Genomic DNA, 18,063 nt, shown 5'->3' with positions numbered 1-18,063 from the left:
AGAATTTTATTTTAGAAAGGTCATCATGCTAAATTATAGTCAAATTATTAAAAATGAACGTATTAAACAGAACATGACGCAACAGGCTTTGGCAAAAGGGATTTGCTCTACTTCTTATTTAAGCAAAATCGAAAAAGAACATGTTATTCCACGCGATCACATTCGTGAAGCACTCTTAAAAAAACTAAATCTAAATACGCATTATTTAAAAATGTCACAAGAAGAAGAATTCCTTCGTGAACTACATCGTGCATTTCAATATGCTATCCATTTAAATAGCGCTGAACACGCACAAATCGTTTGGAACCACTTTAATGAATTCAACATTGAGTTTTCAACACGTGAAAATTTTTATCAATGTAATTTATATTTACAACGCATCGCCATTATTGCGAAACAACCCATTCTCGATTTAGATGAAATTTCAGCAGCATTCGCCTCTGTTTTAAATAATTTAAATCCTGAACAACTTTTTATTTTCTACGTAAATTCATGCCATTATTGCTTAGAGAATCGATTATATAAGGATGCAATGAAGTTTATGAGTAAAGCTGAAAAAGTCATCCAGGATTATGAACCTGAGATTCCAGAGTGGCTCATTGGTAATTTTCATTTTATTTCAAGTCAATTAACGTACACGATTCATCACTATTCAGCTGCCTTCTCTCATGCACATCTCGCGCTCACGATTTTTGAAAAACTAAATTTACAAACACCTATTATTAATTGTTATATCCAAATTGGCATTTGTAATAATCGGAGCGGCTTATTTGAATATGCAAAAAAAGCACTTCAAACAGCTTATCACCTTGCTGTTCAATTAGAAAAGAAAGAATTGTATGGTACCATTCTTCAACAATTAGGTCAGCACGCTGCTCTGACAGGTGAATCAAAAGAAGCCATTCAATATTATCGTGAAAGTTTGGAACATACAGTTTCGGTAGAGCCAAAATTAGCCGCAATTCATAACATGGTGAAAGAGTACTCCAAACTCCAACAACCGACATTCATTCAATATTGGTGTAAAAAAGGCATTCAACTCGTATCTGAACATCTAAACGCACCTTTTTATCGAACCTTCTATTTCCAATTTAGGTTCTATCAAATGTTGCATCATATCGAATCACTAAAGCCTGATGTCATTGAAGAAGCAATTACATACTTTGAAGAATGTGAGGAATTAATTCTCGTCCAAAAATACGCCATTGCTTTCGGTCATATCTTTTATGAACAACAGTCGTTTGAAGACGCTGCTAAACTCTATAAAAAAGCTAATGAAGTTGCTCTCACGATTCAAAGAAGAAACTATTGGCAAGACTTATAATGAAAAAGCCAGTATGACAAGTTGTCATACTGGCTAATTTTTTATACATTCTTCGGTTGCGTAACGGTTACTTTGAATAAGTCGCCGTCAATCGTAATCTCCATACGTCCTTCATGTAAATCAACAATGGATTGTGCAATGGCTAATCCAAGACCTGATCCTTCTGTATGTCGAGAAGCATCTGCTCGTTTGAAGCGTTCATACAGTTCTTCGACATCTTCGCTAATTTCATATTTCGAGATGTTCTTCACAGTTAGTACCGTTTGTTTGTCATTGTCTTCTAATGTCACAAATACACGCGTTCCATCCATTGAGTACTTAATCGCATTCCCGACTAAATTATCAATGACACGCCAGTAACGCTGACCATCAATATGTGTCGTCACTGCATGGTCTGGAATTTGTACTTGGAAACGTAAGCCAGACTGTTCAATGTCCGTTTCATGTTCACCAATCGCTTGTTGGACAAGCTGTGCTAAATCAACGTCTTGTTTATGCAATTCGATATTGCCTGAACTCATCTTCGATACTTCAAATAAGTCATCAATTAATGTTTTTAAACGTTGTGATTTTTTGTCGACGACATCAATATATTGTAGTCGTTCTTCTGTTGAAAGATTTTCTTTTTTCAATAACTCTGTGTACGTAATAATCGATGTTAGTGGTGTTCGTAAATCGTGACTAACATTCGTGATTAACTCCGTTTTTAAGCGTTCACTCTTATATTGTTGTTGCTGTGATGTTTCTACACCTACTTGCATTTGATTAATCAATTCCGCAAGTTCCTTGAAGTCTGAGTAGCGTGTTAGCTCAATTTTTTCATCACTGCCACGCTCTACAATTCGCTCCGTCGTTGTAATGACTTTGTTTAAATCCCCAATCTGCTTATAGAAGTAAATCGTAGTCGGAACAACAAATAAAATATAGAGGAAAACATAAAACAAGACAATAAATCCACTATTAAAGTTTGAAATCATAACCATAAAGCCGAATCCAGCTAAAAAAATGATAATGAGATACAGCGTTACTTTAATAAAGATGGGACTCTTTAATAATCCATTCTTAAAAATATGAATGACCCATTTCGTCGCAGATGTTTCCCATAATTTTTTCTTATCCGCAAAAGCATAGAATACGGATAGAATGAATTTAATCGTTACGTCCATTAACACCCAAATTACTAAACCGATTAAGATACACATCACAAGCATTTCGAATATAGAAGTGTACCCTTGATAATTCAAATAGTTATTAGCGTTATTAGCAATCTCAATGGATAGACCCATCGCAATGATAAAGAAAGCAATCGCTGCAAGCATTTGAATTTCAGCAGGCGCTTGATATACACGATACATATGGCGTTTTTTAATTAATAAAATACACGCAATGATGAAGAAAAGTCCTGAAATACCAAAGAAAATATAAAAGGCATACTGCATGATTTCGTATTTGTCTTTTTCTTTCAGTAATTCTGCAACACCTGTCGCATCTTGATTAATAAAGATTTGCCCTGTATAAACTGGGATATCTGTCATCATGAAACCATTTGTTTCTTGTAGATCTTCAAATCCTGATACATATGATAAATCTTCTAGTGATTTAATATCGTAAAAAGCACCATATTCTGTTGAGCGAAAAGCAATTTTAAATAGTGGATTTTTTTCCTCTGTTGCATTTTTAAATGTTTCACCTGTATCAACATTTTCTAAATCATATGAGAAGTAAGGATATTGTTTTTTAAGTAATTCGCGATATTTGTCACGTTTTTCATAATAAAGCGTAATTTCTTTTTTCTGCTGTTGAATTAATTTTTCTTTTACATAATTACGATCTTCAAATACACGCGTCACTTCTTTGATTTTTGCATCGCGTTCTTTTTTCAACTTATCAGAAAGTGATGTTGCCTCCATATCTTCTGCTTCTTGAATTCGCGCTACATATTCATCACGAATACTCAGAATTTGATCGCTCAATGTTCCGTTCTCTGTACGATAATTTTCAATCTGTTCATTCGTAATATTAATATCTTTAATCGCCTGTTCTTTTGTCATCGAGTCGAGTTCAAAATAAGCCAGACTCGTCTTATAATTCGATAGTTTCTCTTGGAATGTATTCGATTCAAAATAACTTTTAAATAACGTAGACTGCAAGATGACAATTAAGAAAATTGAAACCATCGCAAGTGCCATACTTAATGAAATGAACGGTTTCATCCATTTAGCCATTCACATTCTCTCCCAACATTTTTAATTTCGCGAGTAGTACATTCGGGTTACCCCATTCATGGAAGAAAATTTGAGAACAATAAATCAAACAAATAATCGCTAAACTAAGTGCCGCTAAAGAGGCAATCACTGATTTAAGACTTGTCGATCTTGTATCCAACTCCCCACACCACCTTCACATATTTCGGGTTTTTGGGATTGACTTCTATTTTCTCTCGAATTTTTCGAATATGTACCGCCACAATATTATCTGCATTATAAGCGGCTTCTTTCCAAACTCGCTCATAAATTTCATCAATGGAAAAAACACGCCCTACATGCTCCATTAATAGTTGTGTAATTTTAAATTCGATTGGTGTGAGTTTGACCTCATCCCCATCGACCGTTATCGTTTTAGTGTCATTATTTAATACGAGACCATCCACAACAATTTCGTTTGAACGTTGCTCTTTTTGTTCGTATGACCCAAAACGCATGTAACGACGTAATTGTGACTTCACACGTGCTAATAATTCTAAAGGATGAAAAGGCTTGCCGATATAGTCGTCTGCTCCCATAGATAAACCAAGTATTTTATCTGTTTCCTCTACTTTCGCACTGAGCATAATAATCGGAATATTTTGGTCTTCACGTATTTTAAACGTAGCAGCAATACCATCTAAATTTGGCATCATCACATCCATGATAATCAAATGAATTTCATGTTGTTTTAAAATCTCTAATGCTTCTTGACCATCAGCTGCTTTTTGTACATGATAACCTTCATTTTTTAAGTAAATCTCAATACCATCTCGAATGGCTTGATCATCATCTGCTACTAAAATTGTGTATTCCATCTGTATTCCTCCTGCTCTTTTGCTTACTCTTACTATATCGTTTATTTCTTAACATCTACTTAGGAAATATATGAAGATTTTCTTAAGATTCCACTGGCTGCTTTCCTTTTAACGTCACAACAAGTATACCACCTAATAAAAAGGCTACGCCAACCCATGCGGTAAGACTTAAATTTTCACCTACTAAAAAGACGCCTAATAATGCCGCAGTTAATGGTTCCCCCAGTGATAGTGTAACTGCTGCAGAAGATGAAATCGCATGTAACCCGCGTAAAAATAATAAGTAGGCAATACTTGTGCCTGCTACACCCATCACAAAGAGTGGTAGCCAATTACTCGGAATCCCAATCCACTCGACGCCTAAAAAGAGTGAAAATGGTAACAAGATGACGCCACACATCGTAAATGTCATCGCAACAGAAGGTAATGCTGCTTCTTTTTCTAACAATACTTTACTAAAATTTGTATAGGTAGCAAAGGCAACTCCTGCACAAAGAGCGCATAGAATGCCACTTGGGACAATTGTTGTTTCGCCTTTACTTGTAAATAACAGTACACAACCGATAATCGCAAAGCATGTCGCAAATGCCCATGTTCTAGTTGGTCTTGTTTTTAAAAAGAGCCATTCAATTAAGCCCGCAAAAATCGGTGAACTACCAATTGTCACAACTGTTCCTACTGCGACACCTGTTAAATGTACAGATGTAAAAAAAAGTGGTTGGAACAAAGCCATCGACAATGCAGCGAAAAAAGTTTGTTTCCAAGACCACGTTCGAAATGCTATCTTTTTCAAAAGAATCGCGATGATTAATAAGATTCCTCCACCAATTAATGAACGCATCATCGCAATCGGAACAGGATGAATTCCCTCTGTTAAATAAGTCTGTGTTGTACCAACTGTTCCCCATAAAACAGCTGCACACAACACGAGTATGTATGGTATCGCCTTCATTATGTATTCCTCCAATCCCCTATTCTACTTAAATATACCAATTGAAGTTTTATTGAGGCAAGGTATGTTTTGCATTATACTACAATAGAAGGTAGGTGTTTCAATGTATAAAACAATTGCCGAAACTGCAAAAGAGATTAATATGCCCGAATCACAAGTCATGCGCTATGTGTTAGAAGGACGCATTCACTCGGTTCATGACGGACAGGATTTTTTAATTAATACACAACAATTTGACACATATTTTGAACAACTTGAACAAGTAAAACACGAGATTGAAGTATGGAAAAATACGCCGATTCCTGAAGATATCGATGTAAAAGATGAAGACTAATACAAAAAAGAGAAACCGTCATGCCAAATCACACGACGATTTCTCTTTTTTTATTGTTTAACTATTAAGGAACCATCCAACCTAATACATTACTTTGTAAAAACGTAATGATACAAATACATAGTAATAGAATAATACTATATTTTAATGTGAAACGAAGTAACTCTGATTCACGTCCGACTAATCCAACAGCTGCTGCTGCAACTGCAATGGATTGTGGTGAAATCATCTTACCTGTTACACCACCAGATGAGTTCGCTGCAAGTGCTAATACTGGATCCATTCCTACATGACCTGCTGTTACTTGTTGTAACTTCGCAAACATTACGTTCGCTGATGTATCTGAACCTGTGATAAATACGCCTAACCAACCAAGTACAGGTGAGAAGAATGGGAATAATGCGCCTGTTTTTGCTAACACAAGTGCAAGTGTCGTCATCATACCTGCTGCATTCGTTACATAAGCATAAGCAACTACCGCACAAATTGTAACGATTGGGAACTTGATTTCATTTAATGTTGAAAATAATGTTTGCCCCCATGCTTTAAAGCTCATACCAAAGATGAATTTTGTAATGAAGCACGCAATAAAGATGGCTGTACCTGCTGCTCCTAGTAGCTCTAATTTATAAACAGCTGCAATCGGTAATTCCGTCATCCCATCGATAATTTGATTATTCACAAAAGGTACTTCAGGTGTGAATGTTAGGAATTTACCAAGTGAATTAACAGCGCTTAAAATCGCATTACTTCCTTCATAATGTCCTGTTAAAGCCGTTTTGATTGTTGGAATACCCCATAACGAGATTAAAGCTGTTAATAAGATAAATGGTGACCATGCTTTAAAGATTTTACCTGCTGAATATTTTTCAACTTGTAATGTTGCTGTTTGCTCTTCACTTTTAAAACGATAAATTGTTTTTGGTTGCCAGAACTTCATGAATACTGCTAATGCTACAAGTGACACTAATGCAGAAAGTACGTCTGGTAACTCAGGTCCTAAGAAGTTGGAAGATAAAAATTGCGTTACTGCGAATGTAATACCTGATACAAGAACTGCTGGTAATACTTCGATTGTTTTTTTCCATCCCGTCATAATAAATACAAGGAAGAATGGAATGAAGATTGATAAGATTGGTAACTGTCGTCCAACCATTTTTGAAATTTCTAATGCTGGAATACCTGTTGGTCCTTCCATCGCAATAATTGGAATCCCAATTGCTCCGAATGCTACGGGTGCCGTATTTGCGATTAAACATAAACCTGCTGCATATAATGGATTAAACCCTAAACCGACTAGTAATGCAGCTGATATTGCTACGGGCGCACCAAATCCTGCTGCTCCTTCTAAAAACGCACCAAAAGAAAACGCTACCAATAATGCTTGAATACGACGGTCTTCTGTAATTGAAAGTACAGATGAACGAATAATATCAAATTGTCCTACTCTTACTGTGATGTTATATAAAAATACAGATGTGACAATAATCCAAGCGATTGGCACAAGTCCATAGACTGCACCTTGACTTGCTGACATAACGGCTGTTTTAACAGGCATGTCAAATGCCACAACGGCTAGAATAAGTGCGATTAATAACGTGGTAAGACCTGCGATATGCCCCTTCATCTTTTTAATGGCAAGTGCCCAGAAAAAATAAAGTATTGGAATAATAGCTACAAGCGCCGTCCACCATAAGCTGTCCCCTACAGCGGTGAAATTTTGCGTGAATGTCATTTTTTCTCCCCCTTATGTACATCGTTACGTATTGAATTTTTGATATTTTAAAAAAATTCAATATAACATTAGGTCATCAGATGACCTAATTAAGATTATATATTCAAAATATCAGAAAAAACAATCTTTTTTTCAAAAAATTTTAACTTCTCTTCTTTTCAGAAAAAAACGGTCTACTCTCTTTCATGCTATAATACAAAAAGAACAAACAGAGAAACGGAGTGTTTTACATGGAAATTACACAAATTGAACGCTGTCATAAACAAACAGATGATTTAATTGCTACAGAAGGTGCAGATTTTTTATCTTCACCTATTCACTTTCTAAAAGAACATGATCAAGAGTTTTTATATATGGAATCACCACTTTTTGAAGAATTAAAGATGGATGCTGTTGTATTTGAATATGATGAGATGTTCGATGCATATACTGCTTTATTTGGTTTACGTTTACAGAAAAAATATGCTACTGCGATTAAAGAATATTTACACACTCATTTACGTTCGATTTTCGGTGCTTCTTCAGCTAGCTTTTCAGGTAATGAAGGACTGTGGGAGATTAATATTGCACTTACTGCTATTGAAGGATTTAAAGAAGATGGCACATTATTAGAAGCTCTTACTTTACTTGAAAAATTTGTGAGAGCATTAATAAATGAAGTAACTGCTAACTAAATCAAGTGCACAACAAAAAGCCAGAATCGCGTGATAAAGCGTAATTCTGGCTTTTCTTATATTTTGCTATGACTTTCAAACGGGTACAACAACCGATTGTTTCGAGAGCATACTCGCGTAATCTTCTACCATTACAGAAGCAGTTGGATACATACCTGCACCAGGACCTACTAATGTAATCTTACCGATATAGTTCGTATCAAGTGCGACTGCATTATCGACGCCATCAATTGCATATAACGGATGTGCTGCATCAACAAGTTGCGGTCCAATTTCTGCATGAATTTTACCGTTTTCATCAATAGAAACTTCTGCAATATGGCGATAGCGTTGGCCACTTGCATCTGCTTGTTGTACTTGTTCCAATGTAATTTCAGAAATACCTACCACTTTTACATCTTCCCAGTTCGGTTGTTTACCGAATGCGAGCGCACTTAAAATCATTAGCTTTTTGAAAGCATCTTGTCCTGAAATATCATTATATGGATCTGCTTCTGCATATCCTAAATCTTGTGCATTTTTTAAAGCTGTTTCGAATGAAATACCTTCTGTACGCATTTGCGTTAAGATATAATTCGATGTGCCATTTAAAATACCTTGAATGTGTAATACATCATTCACACGTAAGATTGTCTCCATTGTTTTAATTACCGGTACACCACCTGCAGTAGTTGCTTCAAAACCTACTTGTACACCGTATTTTTTCGCCTTCTCTTGTAGCGCTTGACCAAATTTAGCAAACATGACTTTATTTGCAGTAATAACGTGCGCTCCTTTTTCAATTGCTGCATCTAAATAACCATATGCTGGTTCTTCTCCAACAATTGCTTCAAAGACAACGTCTAATTGTGGCAATGCTAAAATATCTTCAAAACGATTCGTTAATAAAGACGCATCTACACCTTCGCGCTCTTTTGAAACATTATGGACTAAAATTTTTGCTACTTCGATGTCCACACCCAGTGTTTCTTTCAATTGCTTTCGCTTTTCTTTCAAAATGTTAAAAATGCCTTCTCCTACCGTTCCGAACCCTAGGATTGCCACCTTCACTGCTGTCATATTGTTCGCCTCCAATGATTAAATTTAATTTGTTTATTTTGAACGTTCATTTCACAACTTAATGAAAATTCTAACGTATTTAAAGACATATTTCAAGAAAATTCTTTTTCAGAAGGACAATTGTTTTTTCTAAGAGGTCACTAAATACTGAATTTTAGAAAATAAAAGGAACTGCCTACAACGGATTGAGTCAGTTCCTTCTATTATATATAACTGATTTTAGAACCTATTTTGCGACCACTGTTACTTGTTGGAATGCTTGCTCTAACGCATGAGTTAGATCTTCTGCATTTTCAAGGCCGATTGATAAACGAATGAGTTCTTCTGGCACACCTGATTGAATAAGTTCTTCTTCATTTAATTGTTGATGTGTTGTTGAAGCTGGATGAATAATTAATGAACGCGCATCGCCTACATTGGCTACATGTGAGAATAGTTCAATCGCATCAATAAACTTGCGACCTGCTTCACGCCCACCTTTAATGCCAAATGTTAAAACAGAACCTGCACCATTTTTTAAATATTTTTCTATGAGTGGCGCATACTCACTATCTTCAAATCCATTATAGTGTACCCATTCCACTTGTTCATGATTGCGTAAGAATGTCGCTACTTTATGTGCATTTTCATTATGACGTAGCACACGTAAATGAAGTGTCTCTAAACCTTGTAAGAAGTTAAAGGCTGCATCTGCACTCAATGTCGGACCGAAGTCACGTAATAATTGAACGCGTAAACGTGTTGCAAACGCTGCATTCGGTGCATCCACACCATAGCGAATACCATGATAAGAAGCATCTGGTTCTGTATAGTCTGGGAATTTACCCTGCGTCCAGTCGAACTTCCCTGCATCCACTACGATTCCACCTATTGTTGTACCATGTCCACCAATCCACTTTGTTGCCGAGTGAATCACAATATCTGCACCATGTTCAATCGGGTTACATCCAACTGGTGAAGCAAATGTATTATCGACGATGAGTGGAATTTGATGTTCATGTGCAATTTTTGCAAATGCTTCTAAGTCAACTACTGATAAACTTGGATTTCCGATTGTTTCAACATATAGCGCTTTTGTGTTCTCTTGAATCGCTTCTGCAAACTTCTCAGGTTCGCGCTCATCAACGAAAGTTGTTGTAATACCGTAACGTGGAAGTGTATTCGCAAATAAATTGTACGTGCCACCATATAGACTATTCGCAGCTACAATATGATCTCCTGCACGTGCAATATTTAAAATACTAAATGAGATAGCAGCCATACCTGAAGATAGGGCAACTGCTGCTGTTCCACCCTCTAATAAGGCAACACGTTTTTCAAACACATCCACTGTTGGATTCATAATGCGTGAATAAATATTGCCTGCTTCTTCTAGTGCGAATAATTTACGAGCATGTTCTGAATCATTAAATTGATATGCAGTTGTACGGTAAATAGGTACTGCAATCGCTCCTGTTACGGGGTCTGGTGATTGTCCGCCATGTACGGCTAATGTTTCTTTTTTGAATTCTGTCATATATGATTCCTCCTAAAATGAATTATGATGATGGACATCGGAATAAGGAATTATAGGAGAAGGATTTTATAAAAAAGCCCTCTTCTTAGGTAAGAAGAGGGCTGTATCGAACATGGTCCTCCCCTTATCTGTCAGATCCGATAAAAAATCTGTAGGAATTAGCACCTTGGTTTCAAAAAAGAAACTGGTTGCTGGGCATCGCAGGGCCTATCCCTCCGCCACTCTTGATAAAGGTTTTAAACATATAATGTTTCCATCAATTTCTATCTAGTATAGTCATCTATTTTTCATTCGTCAATCTTTTTTCTGAAAATTTTTATTATACTGATTTAATTCTTTTAAAATGCAAAAATTATTTAAAAGTAACATAGAAGAAAAAAATTAAAAAATGAATCAAAGGTTTTCGAATAAGATGAGCATTTATGGTAGCATAGTCTTTGAATACAAATGACAATAGGAGTTGAATGAATCATGAATCAAGTAAAAGAATTATTACGTAGTCATACTTCTGTCCGTAAATATACAGGCGAAGAAATTCCAAAAGAAGTGGTATATGATTTAATCGAAACTGCACAGATGGCTGCAACATCACACTTTGTACAAGCATATAGTGTGATTCATGTGACAGATCCTGAGAAAAAAGCGAAACTTGGCGAATTATCGAATAATGATTTCCAATTCAAAACAGCTGGCGCTTCTTTCCTATTCTGTGTAGACTTCAAGCGCCTTCAAATTGCTGGTCAAAAATACGATATTGATATTACAGCTGATTCAGCTGAAAATGTCTTAGTCGGTGTAGCAGATGTTAGCTTATTTGCTCAAAACTTCGTCATCGCAGCTGAAGCTGAAGGCTACGGTATTTGCTATATTGGCGGCGCACGTAATAATCCAAAAGAAATTAGCGAATTATTCAACCTACCTGAATACGTCTTCCCGATGTTTGCGATGACAATCGGCAAACCAACGAAAACAAATGATACAAAACCACGTTTACCAGTGGAAGCAATTGTACATGAAAATGGTTATGATGTAGAAAAATATGACGCACTATTAACACAATATGATAAAGAACTTGGCGAGTACTACTTAAACCGTAATGCTAATCAAAAAGTAACGAACTGGACGAAACAAATGGCGGATTACTTAGTAAACCAACAACGTCCGTTCATTAAAGATTTCCTTGCTTCACAAGGTTTCACGTGGAAATAGTCTAAATACAAGAAAGAATCACACTTATGATTGTGCGATTCTTTCTTTTTATTTTTTCAATTGAATCGATACTTCAATATGATTTAGCTGTTGTTCTAAATCATATAAAGCTTCATATGCTTCATCAAGTGTCACGCGTTCAAAACGAATTTGGTCACCTGGCTTCATTTGCCCGAAACGATGTAAGTCAGCTGAAATCACCTGCCCAATTCGAGGATAACCACCTGTTGTTTGACGATCTGCTAATAAAATGATGGGTTGTCCATCATTCGCTACTTGAATCGTTCCATTCGTTACTGCTTCTGAAACCATCTCTTGTTGCACATCTTTTTGAAGCTTAAACCCTTTTAAACGATACCCCATACGGTCAGATGACATAGCAACATCAAAATGAACACGTTCAAAATTTTGTTGTGTAGCTGTTGTGAACCATTGATATTCGTTCCCTTCGACGAAACGAATACGATGTCTTTTACGTGCTTTTTTATAAAAATCAGGTCGGACATGCCACGAAACTGTACTAAAATGTTCGTTTTCAATCGGTAATACAGGTGTATCCCAATTTGTATTCATTAATTGTATTTCATCTTGTTCTTGAAGCGCACGTCCATTTAGACCCCCCATATTTGCGCGCAAGTATGTACTTTTACTTCCGAGCTTTTCTTCTATTAAAAAACCATGTTGCACAGCAAGATAACTTCTCAACCCTTTTTTTGCACCTTTAAAGCGGAGTGTCTGATTAGCGCGAACGAGTACAGGTCGCCACTGTGGTACATCCATCCCCTGAATTGTCGGTGTTAAGTCACCACCTGTAATCGCAATATACGTATCTTCTGAAAAATGAAATGCCGTACCGCGCATCGTTACTTCGATACACGCTTCGTGCTGATGATTTCCCAATAAACGATTAGCAATTTTAAGTGCAAAAGAATCCATCGCCCCGCTTACAATAACGCCAATATTTTGATAGCCGATTCGTCCAATATCTTGGATTGTTGCAAGTGTGCCAGCTTTTAAGCAAGTGATTGACATAGACTTTCTCCTTTCAGCGCATGATATTCTTCAATTGAAATAGGATAGAATCGAATCCAGACACCTGCTCGTAATAAGGTAGGATTTTCTGCTTCTGGTGTAAATAAAGCTGTTGGTGTACGTCCGATGATTTGCCAACCACCCGGTGTTTCAATTGAATACACCCCTGTTTGTGAACCTGCAATCCCAACAGATCCTGCTTCAATTTTCAAACGTGGTGTTTGTTTTCTTGGTGTTGCTAATGATTCGTCTAGTCCGCCTAAATACGGGAACCCTGGTGCGAACCCTAACATATAAACAAAATAATCACGTCCTGTATGTTTTTGAATCACTTCTCCTGGCGTGATGCCATGATAGTTTGCGACTTCTTCTAAATCAGGTCCAAATTCACCACCATAGCAAACAGGAATTTCAACTACCTCTTCCATCTGTTCTGTAACAATTATTTCTTGCTGTAGAATAATACAGATTTTTTCTTCTAACCACTGATATGGATTTTGTCGATTGTGTATTTTCTTCTTCACATCTAGTGGGTTAAACAAAATCGTAATCACTTGAAATGATGGTACGATTTCTTCATACGGTAACTCCGCATCCTCTATATGTTGAATCAATAATTGCATCATATGATACTGTTGAACGCTCATCGCTTCGTTAAATTCAATACGAATTGCAGCGTCTCCCATTGGCGATATTGTTGTGTATTCACTAAATCGCATGTCGCCACCCCTTTTCCCGAATTTCGGAATTTTAATTCTGAATATAGGAATAATTATAGAATTATTCAATTATTTTCGCAATTATTTTTTAAAATATCGGACTATTCAAGCTATACACACTTTTTATTTTATGGTATTATTCGAAACATAAGTTTCTTAAAACGGAACTAATAAACTGAATTACGGACTAAAATGGGGATAAAGGAGTTGATTTCATGTTTCAAGTCGACTTGAACTGCGATTTAGGTGAAAGCTTTGGCGCATACAAAATGGGCAATGACGAATTAATCTTAGATTATGTCACGTCAGCCAATATCGCCTGTGGTTTCCACGCTGGTGATCCACATGTCATGCGAAAAACAGTAGAGCTAGCACTTGAAAAGAACGTCAAAATTGGGGCACATCCTGGGTTTCCAGACTTAGTAGGTTTCGGTCGCAATGCGATGCATCTATCACCACACGAAGTTTTCAACATTGTCACGTACCAAATCGGGGCATTACAAGCTTTGACGACTGCTTTCGGTGGAAAATTAGAACATGTCAAACCACATGGCGCACTGTATAATTTAGCAGCAAAAGATGAAAGCCTTTCCACTGCTATTGCAGAAGCGATTTATGCAGTGAATCCTGAGTTTGTCTTATATGGACTGTCAGGTAGTGAACTCATTAAAGCAGGTGAAAAAATCGGTCTCAAAACAGCGAGTGAAGTATTTTCGGACCGTACCTATCAAGCTGATGGCTCGTTAACATCTCGTACATTACCAAATGCACTTATTACAGATGACCATCAAGCTGTTGAACAAGTATTGAACATGATTACAAAAGGAACAGTTCAAACCGTTCAACAAACAAGTTATCCAATTGTCGCAAATACCGTTTGTATCCATGGGGATGGCGTACACGCATTACAATTTGCACAATTCATTCATCAACGATTAACGGATAGTGGGATTCAAGTTACACCGTTCCGTTAGAACAAAGGGGAGTTTCATATGGAAAAAGTCGACTTACATACACAGTCATCGACAAAGAAGAAAGCTGGCGCTAGTGTCCTATTAGGTGCCGCCTTCTTAATGGCCACATCATCAATCGGTCCTGGATTTTTAACACAAACAACGATTTTCACAGATCAACTACGCGCGAGTTTTGGTTTCGTTATTTTAATCTCTCTCTTACTCGATGTTTTTGCACAAATGAACGTTTGGCGTATTATTGTCGTATCGGGTTTACGTGGACAAGAGATTGCGAATAAAGTACTGCCTGGTCTAGGATTCGTTCTAGCCATCTTAATTGTTTTTGGTGGACTTGCTTTTAATATCGGGAACGTCGCCGGTGCTGGTCTTGGTCTGAACGCAATGCTTGGACTTGATGTAACAACTGGCGCTGCACTAAGTGCGATTTTTGCGATTGTTATTTTCTTATTCAAAGAGGCAAGTAAAATTATGGACCGCGCTGCACAAGTAGCTGGTGGTATTATGATTCTTCTGATGATGTACGTAGCGATTTCAACAGCACCGCCTGTTGGTGAGGCTGTGATTCGTACATTCGTACCAACGGAATTAAGTATTTTTGCGATTGTCACATTAGTTGGTGGTACTGTCGGTGGTTATATTACATTCGCAGGTGGGCACCGTTTACTAGATGCTGGATTAAAAGGCACAAGCGCAATTCCAGAAGTGAATAAAAGTTCGATTACAGGGATTGCTGTAACAGGTGTTATGCGTGTTCTTCTATTCCTAGCTGTATTAGGTGTTGTATCACAAGGTGTTAAATTAGCTGCAGATAACCCTGCTGCTTCTGTATTCGAAAGTGCTTTAGGTACTGCTGGTTTCCGTATTTTCGGTGTGATTATGTGGGCTGCAGCTGTTACTTCAGTTGTCGGCGCTGCTTACACATCTGTATCATTCATTAAAACATTCCATAAAAATATTGCTAAGTATGAAAACTGGATTATTATTGCGTTTATTGCGATTTCAGCTCTTGTCTTCATCTCAGTTGGTAAACCTGTCAATGTACTTGTATTAGCTGGTGCATTAAACGGTCTAATCTTACCAATCGCACTTGGCACATTATTAATTGCTGTTCATAAAAAATCAATCGTGGGCAATTATAAACATCCAAAATGGCTAACGATTACAGGAATTCTTGTTGTCGTATCAATGGGGACACTTGGCTACATGACATTGGTTGAACAAATTCAATTACTAATGAAATAAGGAGTGAACGAGAATGGATTACGCAAATTTATCACCTGCTGAAATTCGCAAGTTAATTCGCGAAAAGCAAATTACAGGTCCAACAGCTGGTCATGCACTTGGCTATGCACAGGCAAATTTAGCTATTTTAAAAAAGGAACACGCTTTTGATTTTCTCTTATTTGCACAACGAAATCCAAAAGCCTGTCCAATTTTAGATGTAATCGAACCTGGTGAAGTCGCACCAAAAGGAATCGCTAAAGATGCAGATATTCGTACAGATATTCCAAAATATCGCGTCTATAAACAAGGTGTATTCGTTGAAGAAGTAACGGATTTATATGATTACTGGTCAGATGATTTTGTCTGCTTCTTAATCGGTTGTAGTTTCTCTTTTGAAAATGCACTACTGAATAATGAGATTGATGTACGTCATATTTCAGAGGGCTGTAATGTACCGATGTATAAAACAAATATCGCTACGACACCTGCTGGACTTTTCGAAGGTCCGACCGTTGTCTCGATGCGTCCAATTCCTGAAGCAGACGTAGTACGTGCAGTTCAAGTAACTTCACGCTTCCCTTCTGTTCATGGTGCGCCGCTTCATATTGGTAATCCTGAAACAATCGGTATTCAAGATCTTTCAAAACCCGACTTCGGTGATGCAGTAACCATTAAAGAAGGCGAAGTACCTGTATTTTGGGCTTGTGGTGTTACGCCTCAAGCAATTGCTATGCACGTAAAACCCGATTTAATGATTACACATGCACCTGGACATATGTTTGTAACGGATATTCGTGACGAGCATTTAGGGATTCTATAAAATTCAATTTAAAAGCCAAAGAGCTTCGACATTGTATATGTCGAAGCCCTTTTTTAGAATGAAATTCAATCAAAAACTTTAAGAAAAAACTAAAACCAGTAACGTAATCAAAGCTAAGGTTCCTTGTTTAAAAAATATGCTTATATTTGAACTAGAATATGCACCATATAACGCCACTAAAACAATGTAAATCATATTAATTATAAGTAATTCCTGTCCATTATCTGAGATAAAAGCTGCATATAAAATAACTAAACCAATAAGACCGTTATAAATACCTTGATTTTTCATAAGTAGCTTAATTTTATCGCTGCTTAATTCTTTCTTCGTAAAATTAAATGTTTTAGATGTTCGATCTGAACTAGTTGCTAATGTTTCTAGGTACATAATAAATAGAAACTCAATAGCTACTAATGTACTTAACACTTTAATCACAATATCCATTAGCACACCGTCCTTTCTATATATTTTTATGACTTTATCATCTATATAGTAAATAGATAACATAGCTATAAGTGAATTATTCTTCCTATCCATTCCCTATCATATTATTTCTTGTTCCACTAGAAACTAAACTTTTAAAAAAATTATTCTACCTCAAAATATAATGGAACACTTAATCACCCTTTACTTATTAATTAAAATATATGTTTAATGTATTGAATCAAATACATCATTTTTAGTTTTTGGTTTAATAATGAATTTTGTTATAACGTACAAGAAAATAAATAAAAAGCATGCGATTGATGTCCGTTCACTTGTCACAACTGTCGATTGTATTCCTTGTACGCCAATGAATACGTTACAAGCAAATGATAGTAGGAAACCCACTTGTGCAAAAATTGTCAGATATTTTGCTAACTTTTCTCTAAAATCCACTATTTCCACTCCTTTCCTATTTATTATACTTGATACATATAAAAAGTGCAGAATGAGACATAACACTCCTCTTCCTTCTTTAGGGTTCTAAACAAAAAATCGGAACCGCATTATGGCGCGATTCCGATTTTTCTTATGCTCATATGAGATGGTGTTTCTACACTGATATCTCATCTTCTATTTCAAACTCGTATGTTATTAGTAGCCAAACTTACCAGCAAATTGTTGTGCAATCATTTGAACTTCTTGTAATTTTTCTGGTTTTAATAAAAGGAGCATTTTAGGAACGAATTCTTGAATGTCTTGTTGTGAGAATGTACCTTCATCTTGCTTTTTAAAGTTTTCTAGAAGTATTGCGCGTGCTTCCTCTTCTTTTCCTTCTTGTACTCGTTCTAAAATGAACTGTAAAAACTTTTCTTGTCCTTGTTGATCCATCATCTTATATCTCCTAAATTATTTAAATTTTTCCCTACGTAGGGATTTTCATCGTATCATAAATCATCCAACCAATCAGCACGATTAAAACGAATAGTGTTACATAGATTAATGTT

19 protein-coding genes and 1 riboswitch are annotated in these 18,063 nt (G+C 36.4%); of the genes, 7 read left to right on the top strand and 12 right to left on the bottom strand.

Going from position 1 to position 18,063, the window contains the following annotated elements:
* Positions 1–25 precede the first annotated feature (25 nt).
* Positions 26–1,324: a helix-turn-helix domain-containing protein gene (locus QN089_RS01085; RefSeq protein ID WP_068456297.1), complete on the top strand. Its 1,299-nt coding sequence runs from the start codon at positions 26–28 to the stop codon at positions 1,322–1,324.
* A 41-nt stretch (positions 1,325–1,365) separates the two neighbouring features.
* On the opposite strand, the gene QN089_RS01080 is transcribed toward QN089_RS01085, so the two are convergent.
* From QN089_RS01080 to QN089_RS01065, 4 genes are all read right to left on the bottom strand, one after another.
* Positions 1,366–3,549: a HAMP domain-containing sensor histidine kinase gene (locus QN089_RS01080; RefSeq protein ID WP_285215755.1), complete on the bottom strand. Its 2,184-nt coding sequence runs from the start codon at positions 3,547–3,549 to the stop codon at positions 1,366–1,368.
* The gene (locus QN089_RS01075; protein ID WP_156422379.1) at positions 3,542–3,709 is read right to left on the bottom strand and encodes a hypothetical protein; all 168 of its coding nucleotides are present in this window, start codon (positions 3,707–3,709) and stop codon (positions 3,542–3,544) included. The genes QN089_RS01080 and QN089_RS01075 overlap by 8 nt, the downstream gene beginning before the upstream one ends.
* Entirely contained in the window at positions 3,684–4,385 is a 702-nt protein-coding gene (locus QN089_RS01070; protein WP_068456305.1) for a response regulator transcription factor, read from the bottom strand. The genes QN089_RS01075 and QN089_RS01070 overlap by 26 nt, the downstream gene beginning before the upstream one ends.
* Before the next feature lie 82 nt (positions 4,386–4,467).
* Positions 4,468–5,337 (bottom strand): EamA family transporter, encoded by an 870-nt coding sequence (locus tag QN089_RS01065; RefSeq protein ID WP_285215754.1) that lies wholly within the window; start codon positions 5,335–5,337, stop codon positions 4,468–4,470.
* Positions 5,338–5,440: 103 nt separating this feature from the next.
* Between QN089_RS01065 and QN089_RS01060 the strand changes: the two genes are divergently transcribed.
* A complete protein-coding gene (locus QN089_RS01060) occupies positions 5,441–5,671 on the top strand; it encodes a MerR family transcriptional regulator (protein WP_068456310.1) in 231 nt (76 codons plus the stop codon).
* 64 nt (positions 5,672–5,735) lie between these two features.
* On the opposite strand, the gene QN089_RS01055 is transcribed toward QN089_RS01060, so the two are convergent.
* Entirely contained in the window at positions 5,736–7,406 is a 1,671-nt protein-coding gene (locus QN089_RS01055) for an L-lactate permease (protein WP_068456313.1), read from the bottom strand.
* Between the two features lie 230 nt (positions 7,407–7,636).
* Between QN089_RS01055 and QN089_RS01050 the strand changes: the two genes are divergently transcribed.
* A complete protein-coding gene (locus tag QN089_RS01050; protein ID WP_285215753.1) occupies positions 7,637–8,080 on the top strand; it encodes a protoporphyrinogen oxidase in 444 nt (147 codons plus the stop codon).
* A gap of 75 nt (positions 8,081–8,155) precedes the next feature.
* Here QN089_RS01050 and QN089_RS01045 read toward each other — a convergent pair whose 3' ends face one another.
* Positions 8,156–9,139, bottom strand: a complete 984-nt coding sequence (locus tag QN089_RS01045; protein WP_285215752.1) for a homoserine dehydrogenase — start codon at positions 9,137–9,139, stop codon at positions 8,156–8,158.
* 226 nt (positions 9,140–9,365) lie between these two features.
* Complete coding sequence (locus QN089_RS01040; RefSeq protein WP_285215751.1) at positions 9,366–10,655, bottom strand: O-acetylhomoserine aminocarboxypropyltransferase/cysteine synthase family protein; 1,290 nt, start codon at positions 10,653–10,655, stop codon at positions 9,366–9,368.
* Positions 10,656–10,776: 121 nt separating this feature from the next.
* A riboswitch (SAM riboswitch) is annotated at positions 10,777–10,889 on the bottom strand.
* A gap of 237 nt (positions 10,890–11,126) precedes the next feature.
* On the opposite strand from QN089_RS01040, the gene nfsA reads away from it, so the two are divergent.
* Positions 11,127–11,864, top strand: a complete 738-nt coding sequence (gene nfsA / locus QN089_RS01035; RefSeq protein WP_068456325.1) for an oxygen-insensitive NADPH nitroreductase — start codon at positions 11,127–11,129, stop codon at positions 11,862–11,864.
* A 48-nt stretch (positions 11,865–11,912) separates the two neighbouring features.
* Here nfsA and QN089_RS01030 read toward each other — a convergent pair whose 3' ends face one another.
* Positions 11,913–12,896, bottom strand: a complete 984-nt coding sequence (locus QN089_RS01030; protein WP_285215750.1) for a 5-oxoprolinase subunit C family protein — start codon at positions 12,894–12,896, stop codon at positions 11,913–11,915.
* The gene (gene pxpB / locus QN089_RS01025; protein WP_068456331.1) at positions 12,878–13,615 is read right to left on the bottom strand and encodes a 5-oxoprolinase subunit PxpB; all 738 of its coding nucleotides are present in this window, start codon (positions 13,613–13,615) and stop codon (positions 12,878–12,880) included. Before pxpB ends, QN089_RS01030 begins: the two co-directional genes overlap by 19 nt.
* Positions 13,616–13,830: 215 nt before the next feature.
* On the opposite strand from pxpB, the gene QN089_RS01020 reads away from it, so the two are divergent.
* From QN089_RS01020 to QN089_RS01010, 3 genes are read left to right on the top strand one after another with little or no spacing between them, the layout of a single operon-like run.
* Positions 13,831–14,589, top strand: coding sequence for a LamB/YcsF family protein (locus QN089_RS01020; protein ID WP_285215749.1), 759 nt, complete (start codon positions 13,831–13,833; stop codon positions 14,587–14,589).
* Between the two features lie 18 nt (positions 14,590–14,607).
* Entirely contained in the window at positions 14,608–15,831 is a 1,224-nt protein-coding gene (locus tag QN089_RS01015) for an NRAMP family divalent metal transporter (RefSeq protein ID WP_121176468.1), read from the top strand.
* Between the two features lie 13 nt (positions 15,832–15,844).
* Positions 15,845–16,633, top strand: a complete 789-nt coding sequence (locus QN089_RS01010; protein ID WP_087680928.1) for a putative hydro-lyase — start codon at positions 15,845–15,847, stop codon at positions 16,631–16,633.
* Between the two features lie 78 nt (positions 16,634–16,711).
* On the opposite strand, the gene QN089_RS01005 is transcribed toward QN089_RS01010, so the two are convergent.
* The 3 genes from QN089_RS01005 to QN089_RS00995 form a co-directional block, all read right to left on the bottom strand.
* Positions 16,712–17,077, bottom strand: a complete 366-nt coding sequence (locus tag QN089_RS01005) for a DUF1304 domain-containing protein (protein ID WP_285215748.1) — start codon at positions 17,075–17,077, stop codon at positions 16,712–16,714.
* A gap of 207 nt (positions 17,078–17,284) precedes the next feature.
* The gene (locus QN089_RS01000; protein WP_068456348.1) at positions 17,285–17,512 is read right to left on the bottom strand and encodes a hypothetical protein; all 228 of its coding nucleotides are present in this window, start codon (positions 17,510–17,512) and stop codon (positions 17,285–17,287) included.
* Between the two features lie 198 nt (positions 17,513–17,710).
* Positions 17,711–17,950, bottom strand: coding sequence for a hypothetical protein (locus QN089_RS00995; protein ID WP_231726957.1), 240 nt, complete (start codon positions 17,948–17,950; stop codon positions 17,711–17,713).
* Between the last annotated feature and the right edge of the window lie 113 nt (positions 17,951–18,063).

The organism is Kurthia sp. YJT4, assembly GCF_030219945.1.
Taxonomy (GTDB): Bacteria; Bacillota; Bacilli; order Bacillales_A; family Planococcaceae; genus Kurthia; species Kurthia gibsonii.
This window is presented reverse-complemented; position numbering and strand designations above follow the sequence as displayed.